Source organism: Corynebacterium marinum DSM 44953, assembly GCF_000835165.1.
GTDB lineage: Bacteria > Actinomycetota > Actinomycetes > Mycobacteriales > Mycobacteriaceae > Corynebacterium > Corynebacterium marinum.
Map to the genome: position 1 here is coordinate 2,277,875 of NZ_CP007790.1, position 24,175 is coordinate 2,302,049.

At 68.5% G+C, this 24,175-nt stretch carries 20 protein-coding genes; 12 read left to right on the plus strand and 8 right to left on the minus strand.

Annotated features, from left to right (window positions below; translation table 11 throughout):
• Positions 1-2 precede the first annotated feature (2 nt).
• From ftsH to dacB, 4 genes are all read right to left on the minus strand, one after another.
• Complete coding sequence (ftsH, locus tag B840_RS10810) at positions 3-2,429, minus strand: ATP-dependent zinc metalloprotease FtsH (RefSeq protein ID WP_042622134.1); 2,427 nt, start codon at positions 2,427-2,429, stop codon at positions 3-5.
• 145 nt (positions 2,430-2,574) lie between these two features.
• Positions 2,575-3,162, minus strand: a complete 588-nt coding sequence (hpt, locus tag B840_RS10815; RefSeq protein ID WP_042622735.1) for a hypoxanthine phosphoribosyltransferase — start codon at positions 3,160-3,162, stop codon at positions 2,575-2,577.
• A 16-nt stretch (positions 3,163-3,178) separates the two neighbouring features.
• The gene (gene tilS / locus B840_RS10820) at positions 3,179-4,093 is read right to left on the minus strand and encodes a tRNA lysidine(34) synthetase TilS (protein ID WP_042622135.1); all 915 of its coding nucleotides are present in this window, start codon (positions 4,091-4,093) and stop codon (positions 3,179-3,181) included.
• The gene (gene dacB, locus B840_RS10825) at positions 4,086-5,363 is read right to left on the minus strand and encodes a D-alanyl-D-alanine carboxypeptidase/D-alanyl-D-alanine endopeptidase (protein WP_042622136.1); all 1,278 of its coding nucleotides are present in this window, start codon (positions 5,361-5,363) and stop codon (positions 4,086-4,088) included. The genes tilS and dacB overlap by 8 nt, the downstream gene beginning before the upstream one ends.
• Before the next feature lie 150 nt (positions 5,364-5,513).
• On the opposite strand from dacB, the gene B840_RS10830 reads away from it, so the two are divergent.
• Positions 5,514-6,065, plus strand: a complete 552-nt coding sequence (locus B840_RS10830) for an inorganic diphosphatase (RefSeq protein WP_042622137.1) — start codon at positions 5,514-5,516, stop codon at positions 6,063-6,065.
• A gap of 61 nt (positions 6,066-6,126) precedes the next feature.
• Here the strand turns inward: B840_RS10830 and B840_RS10835 are convergent, their stop codons facing one another.
• The gene (locus B840_RS10835) at positions 6,127-6,528 is read right to left on the minus strand and encodes a hypothetical protein (RefSeq protein WP_042622138.1); all 402 of its coding nucleotides are present in this window, start codon (positions 6,526-6,528) and stop codon (positions 6,127-6,129) included.
• Between the two features lie 35 nt (positions 6,529-6,563).
• On the opposite strand from B840_RS10835, the gene B840_RS10840 reads away from it, so the two are divergent.
• The 3 genes from B840_RS10840 to B840_RS10850 are packed head-to-tail and all read left to right on the plus strand — an operon-like array spanning position 6,564 to position 11,340.
• On the plus strand, positions 6,564-6,857 hold the full coding sequence (locus B840_RS10840; RefSeq protein ID WP_042622139.1) for a rhodanese-like domain-containing protein: 294 nt from the start codon (positions 6,564-6,566) through the stop codon (positions 6,855-6,857).
• 59 nt (positions 6,858-6,916) lie between these two features.
• Positions 6,917-7,441, plus strand: coding sequence for a MarR family winged helix-turn-helix transcriptional regulator (locus tag B840_RS10845; protein WP_042622140.1), 525 nt, complete (start codon positions 6,917-6,919; stop codon positions 7,439-7,441).
• Between the two features lie 5 nt (positions 7,442-7,446).
• Complete coding sequence (locus B840_RS10850) at positions 7,447-11,340, plus strand: Pls/PosA family non-ribosomal peptide synthetase (RefSeq protein WP_084602990.1); 3,894 nt, start codon at positions 7,447-7,449, stop codon at positions 11,338-11,340.
• A gap of 215 nt (positions 11,341-11,555) precedes the next feature.
• On the opposite strand, the gene ppk2 is transcribed toward B840_RS10850, so the two are convergent.
• The 3 genes from ppk2 to groL all read right to left on the minus strand — a co-directional run bounded on the left by ppk2 (position 11,556) and on the right by groL (position 15,120).
• The gene (gene ppk2 / locus B840_RS10855; protein ID WP_042622142.1) at positions 11,556-12,455 is read right to left on the minus strand and encodes a polyphosphate kinase 2; all 900 of its coding nucleotides are present in this window, start codon (positions 12,453-12,455) and stop codon (positions 11,556-11,558) included.
• A gap of 348 nt (positions 12,456-12,803) precedes the next feature.
• Positions 12,804-13,070 (minus strand): PorH family porin, encoded by a 267-nt coding sequence (locus B840_RS10860; RefSeq protein ID WP_042622143.1) that lies wholly within the window; start codon positions 13,068-13,070, stop codon positions 12,804-12,806.
• Positions 13,071-13,473: 403 nt separating this feature from the next.
• The gene (gene groL, locus B840_RS10865; protein WP_042622144.1) at positions 13,474-15,120 is read right to left on the minus strand and encodes a chaperonin GroEL; all 1,647 of its coding nucleotides are present in this window, start codon (positions 15,118-15,120) and stop codon (positions 13,474-13,476) included.
• A gap of 213 nt (positions 15,121-15,333) precedes the next feature.
• Here groL and B840_RS10870 point away from each other — a divergent pair, with 213 nt between their 5' ends.
• From B840_RS10870 to B840_RS10905, 8 genes are all read left to right on the plus strand, one after another.
• Complete coding sequence (locus B840_RS10870; RefSeq protein ID WP_042622145.1) at positions 15,334-16,701, plus strand: dipeptidase; 1,368 nt, start codon at positions 15,334-15,336, stop codon at positions 16,699-16,701.
• Positions 16,702-16,909: 208 nt separating this feature from the next.
• A complete protein-coding gene (locus B840_RS10875) occupies positions 16,910-17,428 on the plus strand; it encodes a hypothetical protein (RefSeq protein WP_042622146.1) in 519 nt (172 codons plus the stop codon).
• 385 nt (positions 17,429-17,813) lie between these two features.
• Positions 17,814-20,753 carry a Na+/H+ antiporter subunit A gene (locus tag B840_RS10880; RefSeq protein WP_042622147.1) on the plus strand — a complete coding sequence of 980 codons (2,940 nt, stop codon included), beginning with the start codon at positions 17,814-17,816 and terminating at the stop codon, positions 20,751-20,753.
• The gene (locus B840_RS10885; protein WP_042622148.1) at positions 20,754-21,245 is read left to right on the plus strand and encodes a Na(+)/H(+) antiporter subunit C; all 492 of its coding nucleotides are present in this window, start codon (positions 20,754-20,756) and stop codon (positions 21,243-21,245) included.
• Positions 21,238-22,968 carry a Na+/H+ antiporter subunit D gene (locus tag B840_RS10890; protein WP_042622149.1) on the plus strand — a complete coding sequence of 577 codons (1,731 nt, stop codon included), beginning with the start codon at positions 21,238-21,240 and terminating at the stop codon, positions 22,966-22,968. The genes B840_RS10885 and B840_RS10890 overlap by 8 nt, the downstream gene beginning before the upstream one ends.
• Positions 22,965-23,474 (plus strand): Na+/H+ antiporter subunit E, encoded by a 510-nt coding sequence (locus tag B840_RS10895; protein ID WP_042622150.1) that lies wholly within the window; start codon positions 22,965-22,967, stop codon positions 23,472-23,474. Before B840_RS10890 ends, B840_RS10895 begins: the two co-directional genes overlap by 4 nt.
• Position 23,475: 1 nt before the next feature.
• Positions 23,476-23,751 carry a monovalent cation/H+ antiporter complex subunit F gene (locus tag B840_RS10900; protein ID WP_042622151.1) on the plus strand — a complete coding sequence of 92 codons (276 nt, stop codon included), beginning with the start codon at positions 23,476-23,478 and terminating at the stop codon, positions 23,749-23,751.
• 1 nt (position 23,752) lies between these two features.
• Positions 23,753-24,133 (plus strand): monovalent cation/H(+) antiporter subunit G, encoded by a 381-nt coding sequence (locus tag B840_RS10905; protein ID WP_042622152.1) that lies wholly within the window; start codon positions 23,753-23,755, stop codon positions 24,131-24,133.
• Positions 24,134-24,175: the final 42 nt, after the last annotated feature.

The following is a 24,175-nucleotide window of genomic DNA, read 5'->3' on the forward strand; positions in this document are numbered from 1 at the left end:
ATCTACTGCTCCTTAGGAAACTGGGTGGTGTCGGTGCCCTCCGGCGAGGCGATCTCGTCGGCCCCGGGTTGCGGCCGTTCGCTCGGCGGGTCCTGCTTGTCGACGCCCGTGTTCTCCGGCTGCTCGTGGGCCGGCAGGCGGAAACCGATGACCTCGGTGGGGGTGTCGGGTGCCTCCGGCGTGTCCGGCGCAGCCGGGGTGTCCGGCGCGGCCGGGGGCTGCCCCGTGCCGTAGTTCTTCATGCCCGGGTGCTCGCCGCCCGCCGCGTAGGGATTGTCCTTCGGCGTCCAGCCGGGCACGGTCCAGTCCGCCGGCGGCGGGGTGCCGCCGTAGCGCGGGGCGGGCACGGAAGCCGGGGCCGGGACGGCGGCGTCGGTGCCGGAATCCGCCGCGTCCGGGGCCGCCAGGGATGACCCCGCGACGGCGAGCTCGGTCTGCCGCTTCTCGCGGGCCTGACGGGTCGCCTCGAGGAGGGAGAACCGCTTCGGCGGCTCCTCGCCGCGCTCGATGGCCAGCTCCACCGGCGTCTTCACCGGCTCGCGGCCGGCCTGACGGGGGAAACGGTCATCCTGGCCGGGGAAGATCTCCAGGGCCTCGCGCGGTTCGATGCCCTCGAAGAGGACCTCCAGGTCGGGCCGGCGCAGGGTCTCCTTCTCCAGGAGCTTCTCCGCCAGGATGTCCAGGTAGCCGCGGTGCTCGGCGAGGATGTCGTAGGCCTGGCGGTGGGCGGCGTCGAGAAGCATGTGCAGCTCCTCGTCGATCTTGGCCGCCACGGCCGGGGAGTAGTCCAGGGTGCCGCCGCCGGGGCGGCCGGTGAAGGGATCGCCCTGCTCCTCGCCGTACTTGACGGTGCCCAGGCTCGGCGACATGCCGTACTCGGTGAGCATGGCGCGCGCGATCTTGGTGGCCTGCTCGATGTCGGCGGAGGCGCCGGTGGTCGGCTCGCCGAACACCAGCTCCTCGGCGGCGCGGCCGCCCATGGCGAACACGAGGCGGGCGAAGAGCTCGTCCCGGTTGTACATGCCGCGGTCGTCCTCCTGCGAGGTCATGGCGTGGCCGCCGGTGCGGCCGCGGGCGAGGATGGTGACCTTGTACACCCGCTCGATGTCCTTGAGCGCCCAGGCGGCCAGAGTGTGCCCTCCCTCGTGGTAGGCGGTGACCTTCTTCTCCTTCTCGGAGATGACCTTGCCCTCCCGGCGCGGGCCGCCGATGACACGGTCGGTCGCCTCCTCGAGCGCGTCCGCCGTGATGACGGTGCCGCCGATGCGGGCGGTGAGCAGCGCCGCCTCGTTGAGGACGTTGGCCAGGTCCGCGCCCGACATGCCGGCGGTGCGCTTGGCCAGGGACTTCAGGTCGGCGTCGGGGCCGAAGGGCTTGCCCTTCGAGTGGACCTCGAGGATCTTCTCGCGGCCCTTGAGGTCCGGGTTGGTCACCGGGATCTGGCGGTCGAAGCGGCCCGGTCGCAGCAGCGCCGGGTCGAGGATGTCGGGGCGGTTGGTGGCGGCCATGAGGATGACGCCCTCGCGGTCGCCGAAACCGTCCATCTCCACCAGCAGCTGGTTGAGGGTCTGCTCCCGCTCGTCGTGGCCGCCGCCCATGCCGGAGCCGCGCTGCCGGCCGACGGCGTCGATCTCGTCGACGAAGATGATGCAGGGGCTGTTCTCCTTGGCCTGCTTGAACAGGTCGCGTACGCGGGAGGCGCCGACACCGACGAACATTTCCACGAAGTCGGAACCGGAGATGGAGTAGAACGGCACGCCGGCCTCGCCGGCGACGGCGCGGGCGAGCAGGGTCTTGCCCGTGCCGGGCGGGCCGTAGAGCAGCACGCCGCGCGGGATCTTCGCGCCGAGGGCGTGGTACCGGCTGGGGTCCTGGAGGAAGTCCTTGATCTCGTCGAGCTCCGCGACCGCCTCGTCGGCGCCGGCTACGTCGGCGAAGGTGTTCGTCGGCATGTCCTTGGTCAACTGCTTGGCCTTGGAGCCGCCGAAGCCGAACATCCCGCCTCCGCCCTGCATGCGGGACATGAAGAAGAAGAGCAGGCCGAAGAGCAGCAGCATGGGCAGCAGGAAGCTGAACATGCTCATGAGGAAGCTGTCCTGCGTGACCTTCGTGGTGTAGTTCTCGGCACCGGAGGACTGCACTGCGTCGAAGATCTGCGGGGAGGTCCGCGCCGGGTACTGGGCGATGATCTCCTCGACGCCCTCGCGTTCCTCGTAGGTGATCGGTTCGCGCAGCTCAACGCGGATCCGCTGCTCGCGGTCGTCGATCTGCACTTCCCGGGCGTTCTGGTCCGCGAGCTGCTCCATGACGACGGAGGTGTCCACGTCCTGGTAGCCGCGGGTGTCGTCGGTGAGGAGGGTGAACGCGAAAAGGGTGACCAGGGCCACTGTGGCGATGAGCCCGATCTGGAGGATTCTCTTGTTGCTCATGAGTGCGACCGCCGAAGGGCAGACTCGTCAGCCTGCCTTCGCGACCATTGCCTTTCGTGTGCGGTTCCGACCTGGAGGGCGTCTATTACGTACTGGCATCAACGGTCGGGGCGCGGGATTCGTTCCCTCCGCCCGCCGGCCGCCGTTAGTTCGAGGTGTACACGCGCGGGTGCAGGGTGCCCACGTAGGGCAGGTCGCGGTAGCGCTCGGTGTAGTCCAGGCCGTAGCCGATGACGAACTCGTTGGGGATGTCGAAGCCGACGTCGAAAAGCGCGATGTCCGCCTTGACCACCTCGGGCTTGCGCAGGAGGGTGATCACCTCCAGCGTCCTCGGGTTGCGTGCCTTGAGGTTGCGCATGAGCCAGGACAGGGTCAGGCCGGAATCGATGATGTCCTCGACGATGAGGACGTCGCGGCCCTCGATCTCGCGGTCGAGGTCCTTGAGGATGCGGACCACCCCCGAGGACGTGGTGGAGTTGCCGTAGGAGGACACCGCCATGAACTCCATCTCCGAGGGGATCGACAGCGCGCGGGCGAAGTCGGTGAGGAAGAACACCGCACCCTTGAGCACACACACCAGGATCAGCTCATCCTCGGCGTCACGGTAGGTCTCGGAGACCCTGTCGGCGAGTTCCTGGATGCGGGCGGCCAGCTTCTCCTCGCTGATCAGCACCGCCTCAACGTCCTCGCCGTAACGGTTTGCGGGGACGTTGAAGTCTTTGTCATCGTGCACGCTCATCATGCCTTTCCTAGCCGGCCGGGAATAACGCCAGTCTGCCACTTACTCTCCGGACTTCCAACCTTCCGGTGGCGGTCCGCCCGACCGCCACCCCGCCCTGTCCCCGCCAGTCGGTGCACAGGGCCTCGATCGCGCTTATCGACGCCCCCGTGACCCCCACCTCCCGCTCCCGCAGCCACGCCGCGATCCGCCGACGCCGCAGCGGCCCCGCCTGGGCGGCGAGTTCCCCGCAGTCGTCGGTCGGGGGGCCGGCGAGCTCCTCGAGCAGCGCGTTGTCGGCTGCCACCCGGTCGGCCGCCTGCGCCAGCGGTTCCACCGCGTCCCCGCCGATCAGTTCACCCAGCCGGGGGATGAGCTGCCGGCGCACGGCCACGCGGCGGAAGGCCGGGTCGAGGTTGTGGGGGTCGTGCCAGGGCTCCAGGCCCAGCTCCGCGCATGCCCCGAGGGTGTCCGTGCGGCGGACCGTGAGGAAGGGCCGCACCAGCCGCCCGGTGCGCGGGGCCATGCCGGAGGGGTTGCCGCGCAGCGCCCCCAGCAGCAGGGTCTCGGCCTGGTCGTCGCGGGTGTGGGCCACCCAGACCTCCCCGTCATCTTCGAGGAGTGCGGCGTAGCGGGCCTGACGGGCGGCGGCCTCGAGGCTGCCCGAGCGTTCGACGGCGACGGTGCGCACCTGGGCGCCGGCGCCGAGCTGCTCCGCCTGCGCGCGGGCCTGCTCCGCGACCTGCGCCGAACCGGACTGGAGCTGATGGTCCACCACCACCGCCCGGACTACCTGGCCTTCCGCGACCGCGGCGGCCAGCAACGCCAGAGAATCCGCCCCGCCGGACAGTCCCACGGTGACCGCTCCGGGGCGGAGGAAGGGGCGCACGGCCACCCGGCACGCCAGAAAGTGCGGGCTGACGCGGGGGTACCGCACGTCAGGAATCCCGGATGGCGGAGGCGAAACGGTCCAGCGCCGCCCGCGCCGCCAGGATGTCCGAACCGTTGGACAGCAGTGCGAAGGAGTAGACCCGGCCCGAATCCGCGGTGACCACGCCCGCCAGCGCCGAGGTCCCGGTCAGCGTCCCGGTCTTGGCCCGGACCCAGCCGCGCCCGGGGAGATCCTGGTAGCGGTCGGTGAGGGTGCCGGAGCCGCCGGCGACCGGCAGGGTCGCGAGCAGATGGCGGAGCGGGGTGTCGGAGGCGGCGTCGTGGAGCACGTCGTCGAGCACCCGGGGCGGGATGAGGTTGTAGGTGGACAGTCCCGAGTTGTCCGCGAGGGTGACACCCGTGATATCGAAGCCGTGCCCGGTGAGCACGTCGAGGGTGGACTGGGTGGCCGCGGATGCAGAGCCGGGTTGGCCGCGGTGGACGGCGAGTTCATGGCCGACGGCCTCGGCCATCACGTTGTCGGACCAGATCATCATGGATTCGAGGCGGTCGATGAGCGGCGGCGACTGGGTGGCGGCGAGCACCTGCGCGTCGGCGGGAGCGGGGCCCAGGCCGACGGTGGCGGCGCCGACCCGGTCCGCGAGCGCGCGGGCGACGTCGAGGGCCGGGGTGTGGGAGCGGGGGACGTCCCCCTCTGTGCCGCCGATCCGCGCGCCGTGGAGCATGGCGGGTTCCAGCGGGGCGATGTATCCGGCGTCGACGTCCGCGGGGTCCCAACCGGGCATGAACGGGTCGCCGTCCCAGACGGAGGTGTCGATGGTCACCTGGTCCGCGGTTCCGATCTCCTCGGCGAGGCGGTCGAGCTGTTCCTCCGTCAGCCATACGTCGCCGGCGGCGCGGATGACCACGGTGCCGGGGGTGTTCCCCGCCACCACCTCGGTGGTGATGACGTCGTCGGGCCCCAGCTCGAGGATGGCCGCGGCGGCGGTGAGGATCTTTGTCGCGCTGGCCGGGCGCAGGGGGGCGCCGGAGTCCAGGTCCCACACGGTTTCGCCGGTGACGGTGTCGGTCACCCGGCCGTGGAGGGTTCCCAGTGCGGGGTCGTCGGCGAGCGTTGACAGGGCGGTAGCCAGGGCGGCGTTGTCCACCCCCGCCTCGGCCTCCGCGGGCACGAGCGCCGGCGACGGGGCCCGGACCGCGTAGGCCGGGCCGTGGGTGAGGTCGTCGTAGTGCTGCTGCACCAGGACGCCGAGCCCCGCCACGCCGGCGACCGCGGCCGCGACCACACCGGCAGTCACCGACCACCACAGCTTCTTTCCGCTCATTCTCCACAGGGTAGCGCCCCGGCGGCCCGGCCCGGAGGTCGCCGGGTGGGCCCGGTGCCCGGGGGCGTGCCGGGTGTTCGGCGAAACGGGGGGCGGCGACGGTAAGATGAGGTGCGATTCCCCGCCTTATTCCACTGAAGGAGACACTCCATGCAGGTTGAAGTCATCGTCGAGATCCCGAAGGGCTCCCGCAACAAGTACGAGGTCGACCACGAGACGGGACGGGTCTTCCTCGACCGCTACCTGTTCACCCCGATGGCGTACCCGGCGGACTACGGCTTCATCGAGCACACCCTGGGCGAGGACGGCGACCCGATGGACGCCCTGGTCATCTCCCCCGAGCCGGTGTACCCAGGTGTGGTGGTCTCGGCCCGCATCGTCGGCGTGTTCAAGATGACCGACGAGGCCGGCGGCGACGACAAGCTGCTCTGCGTCATCGACGACCCGCGTTTCGAACAGTTCCAGGAGCTCGAGGACATCTCCTCCTTCACCCGCGACGAGATCGAGCACTTCTTCGTCCACTACAAGGATCTGGAACCGAACAAGGAGGTCACCGGTTCCGGCTGGGGCGGCCGCGAGGAGGCCGTGCGCATCCTCGACGAGTCCATCGAGCGCTACAAGCAGGTGGGCACCAACACCCGCGAGGGCCTCGAGGAGGAGAAGGACGCGGAGAGCGACGTCGAGAAGAAGCTCGCCGAGTAATCAGGCGCGGAACTTCCACGTCACTCCGCGGGCAGCCGGGGAGAGGACCCCTCATCGGGGTTCATCTCCGGGCTGGCCGCGGTTTTTCTTCGCCCGGCCCCGGCCGGCCCACCGCCACCGAGGCGATGAGCCCGACGATCAGCAGCCACACCCCGACCGCCAGAACCAGAATGGCGGGCACATGTCCGGGAGAGGCGAGCAACCACACCAACCCCGCGGCGGAACCCGCGGCGCCGACCGCAGTCAGCCAGCGGGGGACCGCCACCGCCCGGCGGCGCAGCACCCAGGCGAGCGTGGTCACCGCGGCGACCGGAACGATCAGCACCGCGATGGTCACCAGCGCCAGGCCCAGACGGATCCCGAGCCACACCAGCCCCCCGCCCGCCACGCCGGTCACCACAGCCGTCAACCAGAGACGGCCGGCGATCATGCCGGTGAGACGGCGTAGCTCGACCGGGTTCATGCATTCCAGTGTGGCACGGGAGTACCATCACCCCCATGAAGACAGTGAATGTAAATGAGGTGCCGTCCGACGCCCAGCTCATCGATGTCCGGGAGGCGGACGAATACGCCGACGTCCACGCCGCCAACGCGAAGCTCATCGCCCTCTCGGAGTTCACCTCCCGGGTGGGGGAGCTGGACATCGACCGCGACATCTACATCATCTGCCGTTCCGGCAACCGTTCCGGCCAGGCCTGCGAGTACCTGGAGCAGGCCCACGGCATCGACGCCATCAACGTCGCCGGCGGCACGATGGCCTGGGTCGACGCCGACCTTCCCGTGGAGAAATAAATAGTGGGAATAAACCCATGATTTAACTTCGCCACGGTGGGTGGCCTAAGGTTGATGGCATGTCACAAAAGAAAGCCACCCCCACCGTGGAGGTCGCCGCCGCCACCGGCGTTCCCCTGACCCTGCTCGAATCGCCGAGCTTCCAGATAGAGCGCCTGCGCCGACGCACCCGCGAGCAGGTGGAATCCGCCCTGTCCACCCGCGACACGACGCTGCGCGAGTACTGGGTGCTCACCTGTCTCGCCGACCGGGACGCGGCCTCGCAGACCGCCCTGTCGGAGACCCTGGCCATCGACGCCTCCGACATGGTGCGGCTGATCGACGGTCTGGAGGAGAAGGGCTGGGCGCAGCGCGAGCGGGACCCCAAGGACCGCCGCCGCCAGATCGTCACCACCACCAAGGCGGGCCGCAAGGCTCAGACCGAGTTGGCGGACATGGTCGCCGAGGCGGAGTCCCTCGCGCTCGACGAATCCACCGGCAAGCAGCTCAAGCACCTGCGCAAGCTCACCCAGGCGGTGCTCACGACGGAATCGGTCGACCCCTGCCCGGATGCGCCGGACGACCCCGTAGCGAAGGGCGCCTAGAACGCATGTCGCTGCACAATGTTCCCCGCCAGTTCCTCCGCGCCGCGGAGGCCCCCGCGAAGCGCACGCTCTACGACATTCTCGCGTCCACCGCCGCCGAGAACCCCGAGGCGGCCGCCATCGACGACGGCGAGATCCTCACCTACGCAGAGCTGATGGACGAGGTCCACGCGCTCGCCTCCGAGCTGCACGCCAACGGCATCCGCCGGGGCGACCGCATCGGCATCCGGATGACCTCCGGCAGCCGCGACCTCTACATCGCGATCCTCGCCACCATCGCCGCCGGCGCGGCCTACGTGCCGGTGGACGCCGATGACCCGGAGGAGCGCGCCGAGATGGTGTTCTCCGAGGGGAAGATCAACGGCGTCTTCACCGACGAGGGTTTCCGTATGCTCGCCCCGCGAGCGGGCGGCGACAAGCACCGCCCGCAGCTGGCCGACACCGCCTGGATCATCTTCACATCCGGCTCGACCGGTAAACCGAAGGGCGTGGCCGTCAGCCACCGCTCCGCGGCCGCGTTCGTCGACGCCGAGGCCCAGCTCTTCCTGGTCAACTCCCCCGGCGGCCCGCTCGGCCCGGAGGACCGCGTCCTCGCGGGCCTTTCCGTCGCGTTCGACGCGAGCTGCGAGGAGATGTGGCTGGCGTGGCGCCACGGCGCCTGCCTGGTGCCCGCCCCCCGCAGCCTCGTGCGCTCCGGCATGGACCTCGGCCCGTGGCTCATCCGCCGCGACATCACCGTGGTCTCCACCGTCCCCACCCTGGCCGGCCTCTGGCCAGCCGAGGCCCTGGACAACATCCGCCTGCTCATCGTGGGCGGCGAAGCCTGCTCCCAGGAGCTCGTCGAGCGTCTGGCCACCGAGGACCGCGAGATGTGGAACACCTACGGCCCGACCGAGGCTACCGTCGTCGCCTCCGCGACCCGGCTGCGCCCGGACCGCCCGGTGGGCATCGGCCTGCCGCTGGCTGGTTGGGACCTGCTCGTCGTCGACGAGCAGGAACGCCCGGTCGAGGTCGGCCAGGTCGGCGAGCTGGTGATCGGCGGCGTCGGCCTGGCCCGCTACCTGGACCCGGAAAAAGACGCCGAGAAATACGCGCCCATGCCCACCGTCGGCTGGCCGCGCGCCTACCGTTCCGGCGACCACGTGCGCCTGGAGGAGGACGGACTGTATTTCATCGGCCGCGTCGACGACCAGGTGAAGATCGGCGGCCGCCGCATCGAGCTCGGCGAGGTGGAGGCGAACGTCGCCGCCCTGCCGAACGTGTACAACTCCGCCGTCGCCGTGCAGAAAACCGGCGCGAACCAGTCGGTGCTGGTCGGCTACGTCTCCCTGGACGACCCGGAGGCGGGTTTCGACCATCAGGCCGCCCACGAGCGCCTCGCCGAGACCATGCCCGCCGCTCTCGTCCCGCGCATCTGCGTGATGGAGGAGCTGCCCATCCGCACCTCGGGCAAGGTCGACAAGAAGGCCCTGCCCTGGCCCCTGCCGGGCGTGGGCGTGGAGGCCACCGACCTCAACCCCACCGAAACATGGCTCGCCGAGCTGTGGGTGGACGTCCTGGGCACGTCCGTCGCCGATGCCGACGCCGATTTCTTCACCCTCGGCGGCACGTCGCTCGCCGCCGCGACGCTGGTGGGACGCATCCGCCAGCAGGTCCCCACCGTCGCGGTCCGCGACCTCTACGACCACCCGCGCCTGGGTTCCCTGGCCGAGGCCGTCGAATCCATCGCTGAGAAATCAGGCGTCTCGCTTTCCGACGCCACCCCCGTCGAACCCCGCGAGGTTAACCCGGTGGCCACGGGCACGCGCCTGGCCCAGCTGCTCATCCAGGTGCCGATGATGACGCTGCAGGCCACCACCTGGCTGGGCTGGATCCTGCTGGGTGGCAACCTCGCGCACCTGGCGGGTGTGGAGTGGGCGGTGCACACCTCCTGGTGGCTCGTCGCGTTCCTGCTCGTGGTCTTCGGTTCCCCCATCGGCCGTCTGCCGCTGGGCGGCCTGGGCGCCCGCCTGCTCACCGCCGGTATCGCCCCCGGCCAGTACCGCCGCGGCGGCGCCACGCACCTGCGTATCTGGGCCGCCGAGCGCTGGGTGGACGCCTCCGGTTCGCAGTCGATCTCGGGTGCCACATGGGTCAACTACTACGCGCGTTCCCTCGGCGTGAAGATCGGCAAGGGGGTGGACCTGCATTCCCTGCCCCCGGTCACCGGCCTGCTCACGCTCGGTGCGCACTCCGCCGTCGAACCCGAGGTCGACATGTCCGGCTACTGGGTCGACGGCGACATCGTGCGCGTCGGCACCATCGAGATCGGCCCCGAGGCCCGCATCGGCGCCCGCTCCACCCTGTTGCCGGGCACGGTCATCGGCGCGGACGCCCACATCGAGGCAGGTTCCACTGTCACCGGCGACCGCCCCGTCAAACCCGGTTCCCGCTGGTCGGGTTCCCCCGCGGAGAAGGTCGGCCGCTCCAAGCACCGTTTCCCCGACGAATACCCTCCGCGCCGCACCCGCTGGGTGCCCATTTACGGGCTGACCTCCGTGCTGCTCAGTCTGCAGCCCCTCGCCGCCATCGCGCTCGGCGCCCTGGTTGTTCTCGGGCTGGTCGACTACACCGCCGGCAACCCGTTGCTGGGCGGCCTGCTGTTCGCCCCGCTGGGCGGGCTGGTGGCGTTCGGTTTCTACATGGCGGCCACCTGGCTGGGCGTGCGCCTGCTGTCCATCGGCCTGAAACCGGGTGTGATCCCGGTGCGTTCCTTCCACGGCTGGCAGCTGTGGACCATCGAGCGGCTGATGGACGACGCCCGCACCTACCTCTTCCCCCTCTACGCCGGCCAGCTCACCTCCGTGTGGCTGCGCAGCCTGGGCGCAAAAATCGGCCGCGACGTGGAGATCTCCACCGCCGTGATGGTGCCCAAGCTCACCGAGATCCGCGACGGCGCCTTCCTCGCCGACGACACCCTCGTCGGCGGTTACGAGCTCGGCGGCGGTTGGATGCTCACCGGTGAGACCCGCGTGGGCAAGCGCAGCTTCGTCGGCAACTCCGGCATCACCAGCCCCGGCCGCAAGCTGCCGAAGAACTCCCTCGTGGCGGTGCTGTCTTCGACGCCGAAGAAGGCCAAGGCCAACACCAACTGGTGGGGTTCCCCGCCGGAGCGCATGCGCCGCGTGCAGGTGGGCGCCGACGGCGGCGAGACCCTCACCTACAGCCCCGGCACGAAGGTGAAGATCTTCCGGGGTTTCATCGAGACGATGCGCATGCTCGCGCCGATGACCTCGGCCATGCTGCTGGCGGGGGTCGTCGGCACGCTCTACTGGCTGACCGTCAACGTCGGCGTCTGGGCCGCGTGGCTCGCCGGCGGCGTCACCCTCATGGCGGCGGGGCTGCTGGCCATGGTCGTCACCGTACTGGTGAAGTGGTTCTGCGTCGGAAAGCACCGCCCCGGCGACCACCCGCTGTGGAGCGAGTTCGTGTGGCTCAACGAGCTGCAGGACGCCTTCGTCGAGACCGTCGCCGGGCCGTGGTTCCTCATCCCGAGCCTGGGCACCGGCGAGCTCAACGTCGCGCTGCGGGCCCTCGGCGCGAAGATCGGCCGGGGCGCGTGGATCGACTCCTACTGGTTCCCCGAAACGGACCTGTGCGTCGTCGGCCGCGGCGCGACCGTCGGCCCGGGCACCGTCGTGCAGACGCACCTCTTCCAGGATCGCGTCATGAGCCTCGACTACGTCACGATCGCCGAGGGCGCCACGCTGGCCGCCCACTCGGTGGCGCTGCCGGCGGCCACGCTCGGCGCGGGCGCCACCGTCGGACCGGGCTCGCTGGTCATGCGCGGCGACCAGGTGCCCGCCAACACCGTGTGGCAGGGCAACCCGATCGAGCCGTGGACGGGCACGGCGTCATAGGAGGCCGCCCGGCGTTCCTTCTTCCGGCCCGCACCAGTCAGCGACTGGCACGGGCCGCCACATTTTCCGGGCTTTCCGTCGGTGCTGAGGCCTGGGGGTGGCGGCACCACCGCGCACATCGAACCATGCGGGCGGACGGACGGCTAGGAATAGAACGGACCCGCCCTGCCCGGACGGGGGAGGGCGGGTCCCGATGCTGACCTGGCTGATGGGGGTCAGTCGCCGATCTGGTCGCGGCCGCGCAGGACGATGAGCGGGTCCGGAGTGCCGACCACCTCATGGTCCTTGTTGGTGTACTCGAACTTCGACAGAATGTAACGCATGGCGTTGATGCGCGCGCGCTTCTTGTCGTTCGACTTGATGGTCACCCAGGGGGACTCGTCGGTGTCGGTGTAGCGGAACTGCTCCTCCTTGGCGCGGGTGTAGTCGTCCCACTTGTCCAGGGACGCCAGGTCCATCGGCGAGAGCTTCCACTGGCGCACCGGGTCGACCTGACGGATGGCGAATCGGGTGCGCTGCTCCTTCCGGGTCACGGAGAACCAGAACTTGGTCAGGGAGATGCCCGAACCCAGGAGCATGTTCTCCAGCATCGGAACCTCACGGAGGAACTCGGCGTGCTGGGACTCTGTGCAGAAACCCATGACCCGTTCGACGCCCGAGCGGTTGTACCAGGAGCGGTCGAAGAAGATGATCTCGCCTGCGGAGGGAAAATGCGCGATATAACGCTGGAAATACCAGGAGGTGGACTCCCGCGGGGAGGGCTTCTCCAGGGCGACGGTGCGGGCGCCACGGGGGTTGAGGTGCTCGTTGAAACGCTTGATGCTGCCCCCCTTGCCAGCGGCGTCACGGCCCTCAAAGAGGATGATGTGGCGCTGACCGGTTTCCTTGGTCCAGTTCTGCCACTTCAGCAGCTCTATCTGGAGTGAGCGCTTCGTCTTCTCGTACTCCTCGCGCGTCATCCGCTCCTCGTACGGGTAGTTCTCGCGCCACGTCTCAATCGGAGTGCCGTCCGGGCGGAGGAGAACCGGGTCGTCCTCGTCGGAATCGTCGACGATGTACCCCTCGGTCTTCGCCAGGTCGATGACGGGAAGTTCGTCGTCCTTATGGTCAGCCATGCCGATCAGTCTAGCCACTGACTTCCCGGGGAGCGCGACGAACCCGTGCGTGACCCGCGACTCCCCTGTCCCCACGAATCCGCCCGGACCCGGAAACGCAAAAACTCCGATCCTTGCGGATCGGAGTCTTCAGTGACCGCGCAGGCGGCCGGAGGCTCTTAGGAAGCCAGGCCGATCAGGTCGGCGATGGCGCCGGCGATGTCAGCCAGCGGACCCAGAACGTTGACGAGGACAGAGCCCAGGGAGGAAAGTTCAGCCATTGTGTACTCCTAGTACTAGTGAAGTGAAGAAAAACTCGGATGGGGGTGCCGGGGCCGTCAGACCCCGGCGAGACTCAGGAGAGTCTTATTAGGCCTCGAGGTCAGCCTCAGCCTTGACGGAGGAACCCTCGAACTCGGAGGAGGACTCGGAGGACTCGAACTCGGAGGAGGAGTCGCCCTTGGGGCCGTTCTCGCCCTCAACGGAGCTCTCGTAGGAGGACAGCTGATCCAGGGTACCGCCGTCGACGTCACCCTCGCCGCCGAAGAGCTTGACGATTGCCTTGAAGATGTCCTCGATTGCGCCGCCGAAGGTGGCGAAGTTGTCGAGCTGATCCTGGATGAAGGAAAGATCCATGAATTTTTCTCCTTGAGTGCGCCAGCAGAAGCCGGCTGTGAGTTTCCAGTTGACTGACACCCTCAGGGCGTCACAGGGAGCTATTCTGCCATACCTTCCCACCCCGTCAAGTGGTCAAATGCAGCCTGCGGCAGATATTCTCCCGTGGCCCGAAAGTTACCATCTGTGCGGATCGTCACAATACCCGCAGGCAGGAGACGGTGAACTGCGAAAAGCCATGATCACGGGTGAATAACACGTGAACTAACCGTTAATCCTGTAACGGCCCTCCGTCCAAGTCCGATCTTGGCGCCGCGGGCAAAAAACCGCCCCCGCCGACCACCCCCGGAAAGGGGGAAATGCCGCCCCCTCCCCCTGAGAGGGGGCTGGGGACGGCATGAAAATGAGCGGCGAAAGCTGAGGGCTAGAAGCCCATGCCGCCCATTGCGTCGGCGTCGGGAGCGCCCCCGCCAGCGCCGGCCGGCTCCGGCTTGTTGGCGACGACAGCCTCGGTGGTGAGGAACAGCGCGGCGATGGACGCGGCGTTCTGCAGCGCGGAGCGGGTGACCTTGACCGGGTCGTTGATGCCCTCGGCCATGAGGTCGACGTACTCGCCCGTGGCGGCGTTGAGGCCCTGACCGGACGGCAGGCCGGCAACCTTGTCGGCCACGACACCGGGCTCAAGGCCGGCGTTGAGGGCGATCTGCTTCAGCGGGGAGGAAAGCGCCTGGCGGACGATCTTGACGCCGGTAGCTTCGTCGCCGGTGAGGCCGAGATCATCGGCGAGCACCTCAGCGGCCTGCAGCAGCGCGACGCCGCCGCCGGCGACGATGCCCTCATCCACGGCAGCCTTGGCGTTGCGGACGGCATCCTCGATGCGGTGCTTGCGCTCCTTGAGCTCCACCTCGGTGGCGGCGCCGACCTTGAGCACTGCGACGCCGCCGGCCAGCTTGGCCAGGCGCTCCTGCAGCTTCTCGCGGTCGTAGTCGGAGTCGGAGTTGTCGATCTCGGCACGGATCTGCTTGACGCGGCCCTCGATCTGTTCCGGGGAACCGGCACCCTGGACGATGGTGGTGTCGTCCTTGGTGATGACCACCTTGCGGGCGGTGCCCAGCAGCGGCAGATCGGCGGTCTCCAGGGTCAGGCCGACCTCCTCGGCGATGACCTGGCCGCCGGTGAGGATGGCGATGTCCTGCAGCTGCGCCTTGCGGCGGTCACCGAAGCCCGGGGCCTTGACGGCGACGGACTTGAAGGTGCCGCGGATCTTGTTGACCACGAGGGTGGACAGGGCCTCACCCTCGACGTCCTCGGCGATGATCAGCAGCGGCTTGCCGGACTGCATGACCTTCTCCAGCAGGGGCAGGAGGTCCTTGATGTTGGCAATCTTGGAGGAAACCAGGAGGATGTAGGGATCCTCCAGGACAGCCTCGCCACGCTCCAGGTCGGTGGCCATGTATCCGGAGATGTAGCCCTTGTCGAAGCGCATGCCCTCGGTGACCTCGAGCTCGACGCCGAAGGTGTTGGACTCCTCGACGGTGATGACGGAGTCCTTGTTCACCTGGCCGCTGCCCACGGCGTACATAGCCTTGGCGATCTGCGCGCCGATCGCCGGGTCAGCGGCGGAGATGCCGGCGGTGGCGGCGATCTGCTCCTCGGTCTCGACCTCCTTGGCGGAAGCCAGCAGAGCCTCGGTGACCTTCTTGGTGGCGGCCTCGATGCCGCGCTTGATGCCCATCGGGTTGGAACCGGCGGCAACATTGCGCAGCCCCTCGCGGACGAGAGCCTGAGCCAGGACGGTGGCGGTGGTGGTGCCGTCGCCCGCGACGTCGTCAGTCTTCTTGGCGACCTCCTTGACGAGCTCCGCACCGATCTTCTCGTAGGGATCCTCGAGCTCGATCTCACGGGCGATGGACACACCGTCGTTGGTGATGACCGGGGCGCCCCAGCCGCGCTCGAGAACGACGTTGCGACCCTTGGGGCCGAGAGTGACCCGGACGGCGTCGGCCAGGGTGTTCAGGCCACGCTCCAGGCCACGGCGTGCTTCCTCGTCGAAGGCGATGATCTTTGCCATGTGTTTGTGCTCCTCATAGTTATTAGGACGACACTCGGCGTCTGCACTCCAGAAGGCGCCCGCGACGGCACGGTCGGTGAGTGTGAACCAACCTCACCCGCTGAAGTCATCGTTTCTGGCACTCGAATGAATCGAGTGCTAGTTCCCTTTTCTAGCACTCGCAGCGGTCGAGTGCAAGGCATCCGGCACCGGGCCTCGGTAACGTGGGGCGGCATGAGTCTCCCCGTCGATGCCACCACGCACTCAACCCACCTCGAAGGCCAGCGCGAGCGGATCTTCTCCGACCTCTCCACCCTGGTGGCCTTCAACTCCGTCCACGCCGAGCCCGGCTGCGAGGCCGACTACGCCTCGGCCGCCGCCTGGGTCGAGGAAGCTCTCGCCGAGCTCGGCCTCGACACCACCGCCCACCTCACCGCTGACGGCTCCACCGCGGTGATCGGGCGTCGAGAAGCAGCGGAGGGTATGCCCACCGTCCTCCTCTACTCCCACTTCGACATCGTCCCCGCCGGCGATCCCGCCCGCTGGACCTCTGACCCGTTCACGCTGACCGAGCGCGCGGGCCGCTGGTACGGCCGCGGCGCCGCCGACTGCAAGGGCAACCTGGTCATGCACCTCGCGGCCCTGCGCGCGGTGGAGGCCTCCGGCGGCACCCGCCTGGGCATCATCGTCCTGGTCGAAGGTTCCGAGGAGCGCGGCGGCGCCGGCCTGGAGGCGCTGCTCCAGGAGGACCCCGAGCTTTTCCGGGCCGACGCGATCCTCATCGCCGACTCCGGCAACGCCGCGGTGGGGGTGCCCACCCTGACCACCATGCTGCGCGGCGGCGCGCAGGTCACGGTCACCGTCGACACCCTTGAATCTCCGCTGCACTCCGGCCAGTACGGCGGCGCCGCCCCCGACGCCGTCGCAGCCCTGGTCCGCATCCTCGACTCCCTGCGCGACAAACACGGCCGCACCGTCATCGACGACGTGGCCAACGACGGCGCATGGGGCGGAGACCCGTACACGAAGGAGGACTTCCGGCGCGACGCCGGCATCCTCGACGGCGTGGCCATCATGGGCACCGACGCCGACGAGCCCGCCGACATGGTGTGGGCTCGTCCCGCCGTCACCGTCACGGGTTTCACCTCGACCCCCGTCGCCGAGGCCGTCAACGCCGTGCCCGCCACCGCCGCCGCGCAGCTCAACCTGCGGGTGCCCCCGGGGATGGACACCGTGGAGGTGGTGGAGAAGCTCGAGAAGCACCTCAGGTCCCGCACCCCCTGGGGCGCCCACGTGGACGTGCAGATCGGCGACATCAGCAACCCCTTCGCCACCGACGTCGGCGGCCCCGCCCTCACCGCGCTCGGGGACAGCCTCGCCGCCGCCTATGGCGCAGACCAGACCGCGACCGTGGGCTCCGGCGGATCCATCCCGCTCACCCTCGCCCTCCAGGAGCAGTTCCCCGCCGCCGAAATCGCCGTCTACGGCGTGGAGGAGCCGCAGTCGACGATCCACTCCCCCGACGAATCTGTGGATCCCACCGAAATTATCTGCATCGCCGCGGCCGAGGCCGCGTTCCTGCAGGCCTGGGAAGGAAAATAGTGCGGGGTTGTGTTATCGACGCGACAGGGGTTACCCTGTCGGTGTGACGTACAACATTTCTCTTCAGCGAGTAGCCGAGGCTACACACCCCAGTGCGGGCTAGGGACTAGCTCCCCGCACCTGGGGTAGTAGTCCTTAAGCCACACACCGCTGAAGAGCCGGTCCACTCAACCACAACTTCCTTCCCGAAGATACGAGGACCGTCACCATGTTCCACACCACAGCTCCCGCCACCGTCACCACCCGCACTTCCGCCGACACCGAGCAGGATCCCTTCAGTTCCCGCTTCGGCGCAGACCACCGTCTGCCCCGCGGACTGCGCGATGAAGCAGCCGGCATGTCCTGGCCGCTGTTCACCGCCACCTACGCCCCGGCCGCCGACATCCGTGTCACCGGCCTGGAGGCCACCCGCGGACGCGGCGGCAAGCAGCACTACACCGCCGAGCTGACCCACACCTCGAAGACCACGCAGCCGGTCACCGAGACGCGCGAGATCACCGCCATGGGCCCCGCCTCCGCGGTCTCCCACCTGCTCGCAGACTCCGGCCGCCACGTCGAGATCCTCTCCTTCCACCAGGCCGAGCTCTTCGAGGCGACCGTCACCTTCGTCAAGGTCGCCCACCAGCACAACGAGAACCGCCGTTCGTGGGCCATCGGTTTCGGCCCCACCCCGGAATCCTCCATCGCATCGGCACTGGCCTCCGGCGCGCAGCGCATCTACGGCTGAACCCCCGCGGAGTGAGCGCGCCCCCATCCTCCCCCGAGTACCTCTCAAGGGCGGAACCTGACACCAGGTTCCGCCCTTTCCCTTTTTCCCGCCACGAAAGCAGCGTATGGGAATAAACACATAAATAGGGCCCCTCCCGGGAATGTGGCAGAACCATATATAACAGTCATCAGTTACACTGGTTCCTCGTTGGCCGCGCCGTCTTCGACGCCGCCTTTAATCTTGGGTGTTTCTCAGTGCTCTCGTCTACCCGCCACCACACCCGGCGGGGATTCGCGGGGAAGCTACTGCCGCTGGGGGCAGCACGCACGTTGGCGACGACAACAGCGGAACGCGGTTCTCGCCTTGTCCTGCCCGCCCACCAGCGAAGGGGAACCACGCAGACGTGCTGTTACTTCTCGCCGCTCTGACCATCGCCGCCCTGGTAGCCCCCCTGCTCATCCGCACAGTCGGCCGAGCGGCCTTCGCACTACTCGCCCTCGTGCCGGCCGCCGGATTCTTCTGGGTGCTGTCCCTGTTCGCCGGCGGGACGTTCGCCGACGACGGAGCGCTGTTCTTCACCATGGAGTGGATGCCGGCGGCCCACCTGAATCTGGAGTTCCGGCTCGACTCCCTGGCCGGGCTGTTCAGCCTGATCATCCTGGGCGTCGGCGCCCTGGTCCTGTTCTACTGCTGGGGCTATTTCGACTCGAACCCCCGCCGCCTGGCCATCTTCGGCGGGCAGATGGTGGCTTTCGCCGGGGCCATGTTCGGACTGGTGATCTCCGACAACTTCCTGTTGATGTACATCTTCTGGGAGATCACGTCGGTGCTGTCGTTCCTGCTGGTCGGCTACTACGGCGAGCGGGCGTCGTCCAGGCGTTCCGCCGGCCAGGCACTCATGGTGACCACGCTGGGCGGACTGGCGATGCTGGTGGGCATCATCGTCCTGGGCCGGCAAACCGGCATCTGGCGGCTCTCGGAGCTGCAGACCTTCCCCGAAGTGTCCACGACCCCGTACATCACCGCCGCAGTCGTGCTCATCCTGGCGGGTGCCCTGTCGAAGTCCGCCATCGCCCCGGGCCACTTCTGGCTGCCCGGCGCGATGGCGGCACCGACTCCGGTGTCCGCCTACCTGCACTCCGCGGCGATGGTGAAGGCGGGCATCTATCTCGTCGCCCGCCTCGCCCCCGACTTCAACGTCGTCAATGCCTGGCATCTGGTGGTCATCCCGCTGGGACTTCTGACCATGCTCATGGGTGGCTGGATGGCGCTGCGGCAGCGCGACCTCAAGCTGATCCTCGCGTACGGCACTGTCTCTCAGCTGGGCTTCATCATGTCGACGGTGGCGGTGGGTTCGCGGGAGGCGATGCTCGCCGGTCTGGCGCTGACATTCGCGCATTCGCTGTTCAAGGCGACGCTGTTCATGATCGTCGGCGTGATCGACCACACTACGGGCACACGCGACATCCGCGAGCTCAGCGGCCTGGGGCGGAGGCAGCCGCTGATCGCGGGGCTGGCGGTGCTCTCGGCGGCGTCGATGGCCGGTGTACCTCCGCTGCTGGGTTTCGTGGCGAAGGAGAGCGTGTTCGAAGCGGTCCTCCATGAGCAACTGCTGGTGGGCATGCCCCGCAGCCTCATGCTCGTGGGCATGGTGCTCGGTTCGGTCCTCACCGTCGCGTACTCGCTGCGGTTCCTCAACGGCGCCTTCGCCACCAAGCTGCCCAGGGACGGCGCCGACGGAGGCGCTTCGGAGCCCGTGGCGAACATGGCGCCGATCGGCCCGCGCCTGTGGCTGGCGCCGCTGGCGCTCACCTCGCTGACGCTCTACTTCGGCATCTACCCGGCGCAGCTGTCCGGCGCGATCACCTCGCACCTGGACAACATCTTCACGCTCCAGGCGGGTGAATCCGGCGGCTACCTGGCCCTGTGGCACGGCTTCAACATTCCGCTGCTGCTCTCCGCGCTGATCATCCTGGCCGGCGCGGCCATGCACTGGCAGCGCGAAGTGGTGTCGAGGGCCCATTTCGCGGAGCCTGCCCTGGGCGACGCGGATTCCGCCTACGACTCGGTGCTGGACTTCCTGCGCCACCTCTCGCTGCGCCTGACGGCCTCCACGCAGCGCGGTTCCCTGGCAGTGAACCTGGGCATCATCTTCAGCGTGCTCATCGTGCTGCCCAGCGCGGCACTGATCCTGGGAGACCGACCCGACGTGCGGATGGTGCTGTGGGATTCACCCTGGCAGGCCCTGGCCTCGGCCGTAATCATCGTCGCGGCGATCGCCGCGACGCAGATGGACAACCGCCTCTCCGGCGTGATCCTGGTGGGTGTCACGGGTTACGCCCTGGCCGTGCTCTTCGCGCTGCAGGGCGCCCCCGACCTGGCGCTCACGCAGACCCTGGTGGAGACGGTCCTCATGGTCATCTTCATGCTGGTTCTGCGCAAGCTCCCGACGACCACGGAATGGACCCAGTCCCCCAAGGCGAACCGGTTCCGGGCGTGGCTGTCCGTTGCGGTGGGCCTGTCTGTGACGGTGGTGACGATGTTCGCCATCAACGCCCGCTCGCACGACCCGATCTCGGACTACATGCCCGACCTCGCCTACGACATCGGCCACGGCGCCAACGCAGTGAACGTGCTGCTGGTGGACCTGCGGGCCTGGGACACCTTCGGCGAGATCTCGGTGCTGGTGATCGCGGGAACGGGCGTCGCCTCGCTGATCTACCGGACCCGCTCCTTCAGCCGCGCCTCGAGGCGCCCGACGCTGGCTGTCACCGGCCGCCGTTGGCTGGCCGCAGGCGTGGAGACCGAGCGCGCGCAGAACCGTTCCCTCATGGTCGACGTGGCCACGCGCATCCTGTTCCCGTCGATGATGGCGCTGTCGCTGTACTTCTTCTTCGCCGGTCACAACGCCCCCGGCGGCGGTTTCGCGGGCGGCCTGGTCGCGGCGCTTGCCTTCACGCTGCGCTACATCGCCGGCGGCCGCGCCGAGCTGGAGGAGGCGCTGCCGGTCGACGCCGGCCGCATCCTCGGCGCCGGTCTCGCCCTGTCCGCGGTCGCGGCGATCTGGCCGATGTTCCTCGGCCACCCGCCGCTGACCTCCGCGTACACCTCGGTCGATCTGCCGTTGATCGGCAACATGTCGCTGCCCAGCGCACTGCTTTTCGACGCCGGCGTCTATCTCATCGTCGTCGGCCTCATGATGCACATCCTCTCCTCGCTGGGAGGCCAGCTCGACCTGGAGGAGGAGATGCGCAAGCAACGCGCCCGCGACCGGGCGCGCTCCATGGCCCGGGCTGCCGAGCTGCGCCAGTTGACGGGCCCTACCACGGAAGGAGACAAGTAGATGGTGGCGAACCTCGTCCTGCTGCTGGCGGCGGGCACCCTGATCTCCGCCGGTGTGTACCTGGTGCTCGACCGCGCGATGACGAAGATGATGCTGGGGCTGATGCTCATCGGCAACGGCGCGAACCTGCTCATCCTGCAGGCCGGCGGCTCCGCCGGCTCTCCACCGATCATGGGTCGCGAATCGTTGCGCTACGGAGACGAGATCGCGGACCCGCTGGCGCAGGGGATGATCCTGACGGCCATCGTCATCGCCATGGCCATGACCGCGTTCATCCTCACCCTGGCCTACCGCCAGTACCGTTACCGTACAGCGGACGTCATCGAGGACGACCTCGAGGACGCCGCCATTGCGGCCCGCCCCGCCACCGCGAGTGCGGCCCCGGACCACGACGCCTCCGACGACCCGTCGACCGGCCGTCTGACCAGCGAAGGCGACTCCTTCGGACCCCGCTCCTTCGAGGCACCCGTGAAGGCGGACGAAGATGACTGAGATTCTCACACCGTTCGTGGAGGCGCTGCTGCCGCTGATGCCTTTCCTCATCCCGCTGCCGGTGATCCTGCCGGCCGTGGCGGCGGCGCTGGCGCTGCTGGCGGGCAGACACCCCAACATCCAGCGCGTCATCGCGCTGGGCACCCTCATCGCGCTCATCGTCCTCACGGCGTCGATGGTCGTCGTCGTGGACCTCGAGGGCATCCAGACCGTCCAGCTCGGCGGCTGGGACGCCCCCGTGGGTATCACTCTGGTGGCCGACCGGCTGGCCACCGTGATGCTCACCGTCTCCTCCGTCGTGCTGTTCTGCGTCATGTGGTACGCCATCAGCCAGGGCATCCGCGACGGAGGGAAGGACGAACCCGTCGCGGTGTTCCTGCCCACCTACCTGCTGCTGAGCATGGGCGTGAACATGTCCTTCCTCGCCGGCGACCTGTTCAACCTGTACGTGGGATTCGAGGTGTTCCTGGTCGCCTCCTACGTGCTGCTCACGCTGGGAGCCTCGCCCGCCCGGGTCCGCGCCGGTGTGTCCTACGTGATGGTGTCGATGGTCTCGTCGATGATCTTCCTCTTCGGCCTGGCGATGGTCTACGCCGCCGTGGGCACGATGAACCTGGCGCAGATCGGCATGCGGATGGAGGACGTGCCCACCGGCACCCGGGCGGCCATCTTCGGCACCCTGCTGGTGGCGTTCGGCATCAAGGCCGCCGTCTTCCCGCTGGACGCCTGGCTGCCGGACTCCTACCCCACCGCCCCCTCCCTGGTCACCGCCGTGTTCGCGGGACTGCTGACCAAGGTCGGCGTGTACTCCATCATCCGGATGCGCTCGGTGGTGTTCACCGACGGCTCACTGGACGGGATGCTCATGTGGGTCGCGCTGGCGACCATGCTCGTGGGCATCCTCGGCGCCATGGCGCAGAACGACATCAAACGTCTGTTGTCTTTCACCCTGGTCAGCCACATCGGCTACATGATCTTCGGCATCGCGCTGGGCTCAGCCCAGGGGTTGTCGGGCGCGATCTTCTACGCGGTGCACCACATTCTGGTGCAGACAGCGTTGTTCCTGGTCGTCGGGCTCATCGAGCGTCAGGCGGGCACCTCCTCGCTGCGGCGGATCGGTTCCCTCGCCTACACCGCCCCGGTCATCGCCGTCCTGTATTTTATCCCCGCCGTCAACCTGGGCGGCATCCCGCCCTTCTCCGGCTTCCTGGGCAAGATCATCCTGCTGGAGGCCGGCGCGAACGAGGGCGGCTTCATGGCGTGGCTGCTCATCGGCGGCGCCGTGGTCACCTCTCTGCTCACGCTCTACGTGATGGTGCTGGTCTGGTCGAAGGCCTTCTGGCGCGACCGCAAGGACGCGCCGGAGGGCAACGTCGCCATGGCGCGGCCCGCCCCGCTCGCCGACGTCACCGACGAAGTCGAGTTCCTCGAGCGTGACGACGTCGGCCGCATGCCCGTCGGCATGGTCGCCTCCACCGCCACACTCATCGCCGCCTCCCTGGCGGTGACTGTTCTGGCCGGCCCCATCGCCAGCGTCACCGGACGCGCCGCGGAGTCCGCGCAGGACGTGAGCATCTACCGCTCCGCGGTCCTCGGGACCACCGCCGACGACCCCGGCCGCACCGTGGACCAGCGGCGCCTCGACGACGGTTCGGACACCCTCCGCAACCGGGACCACATGCTGCCCGAACCCCAGCCCGCCATCGAGGAGGAACAGTCGTGATCGACGGAATCCGCCGCCGTTTCCGCCCGTGGTTCATCGTGTGGATCACCCTCATGTGGTGCCTGCTCATGGGTGAATTCTCCTGGGCCAACTTCATCAGCGGCCTGCTCGTGGGCGGCCTCATCGTGTTCGGTCTTCCCCTGCCCGCCATGCCCATCGCCGGCCTGCAGGTCCACTGGTGGGCGCTGCTGCGGTACATGGTTTCGTGGGTGCGGGACCTCCTGGTCGCCTCGGTGAAGGTCGCCTGGCTTGCCCTGCGCCCGGCCGACCCGCCGAAGTCCGCCATCGTGCGGGTGCCCATGCGGGTGTCCAACGAACTGGTCCTGTCCTTCGCCACCTCGCTGTACAACCTCCAGCCGGGTGGTGCGGTCAGCGACATCGACATCGCCAACCGCATGTGGACCGTGCACCTGCTCGACGCCGGGGACGAACGCGCCCTCGCGCGCGAGATCGAGAACGTCGCCGCCCTGGAACGCAACATGATCCGCATCTTCGAGAGGAGCTGACATGGACCCCGCCATCTACAACTCGCTGCTGCTCATCCCGGCGGCCTTTTTCGCCGCCGCCTTCGTCATCATGGTCTGGCGGATCCTGACCGGGCCCAACTCGATGGACCGGATGCTCGGCCTGGACGGTTTCGTCGCCATGCTGCAGTGCGCCCTGGCCACCTACATCGTGTGGACGCTGGACACCACCGTCGCCAACGCCATGCTCGTCATCGCGCTGCTCGGTTTCATCGCCTCGGTGTCCGTCGCCCGCTTCCGCAAGAGGGACGGTTCCTGACATGACCTACCAACTCTTCGCCGACGTCGCCTCACTGGTGCTCATCCTGGCCGGCTCGTTCCTCGTGTTCTCTGCGGCGGTCGGCGTCGCGCGGTTCCGGGACACGATGTCGCGCATCCATGCAATCACCAAACCGCAGACCACGGGCCTGATCCTGACGATCCTCGGCGCACTGCTCAAGGTCACCGGCTCGCCGGAGTTCGGGATCGCTGAGCGCAGCGATCTCGGGGTACTCATCCTGCTGGTCGTTTTCGCCGCCATGACCTCCCCGGTCACCGCCCAGCGTCTGGGGCGTGTCTCCCGGCGCGAAGGCCTGTACGGTGCGGCCGCGGACATGTCGCGTAACGACGCCCCCGCCGACCGCTCGCTGCGCCGACGGTAGCACCGGCAAGAAGCCGCCCCGTTCCACCCTCCCCGGCGGACT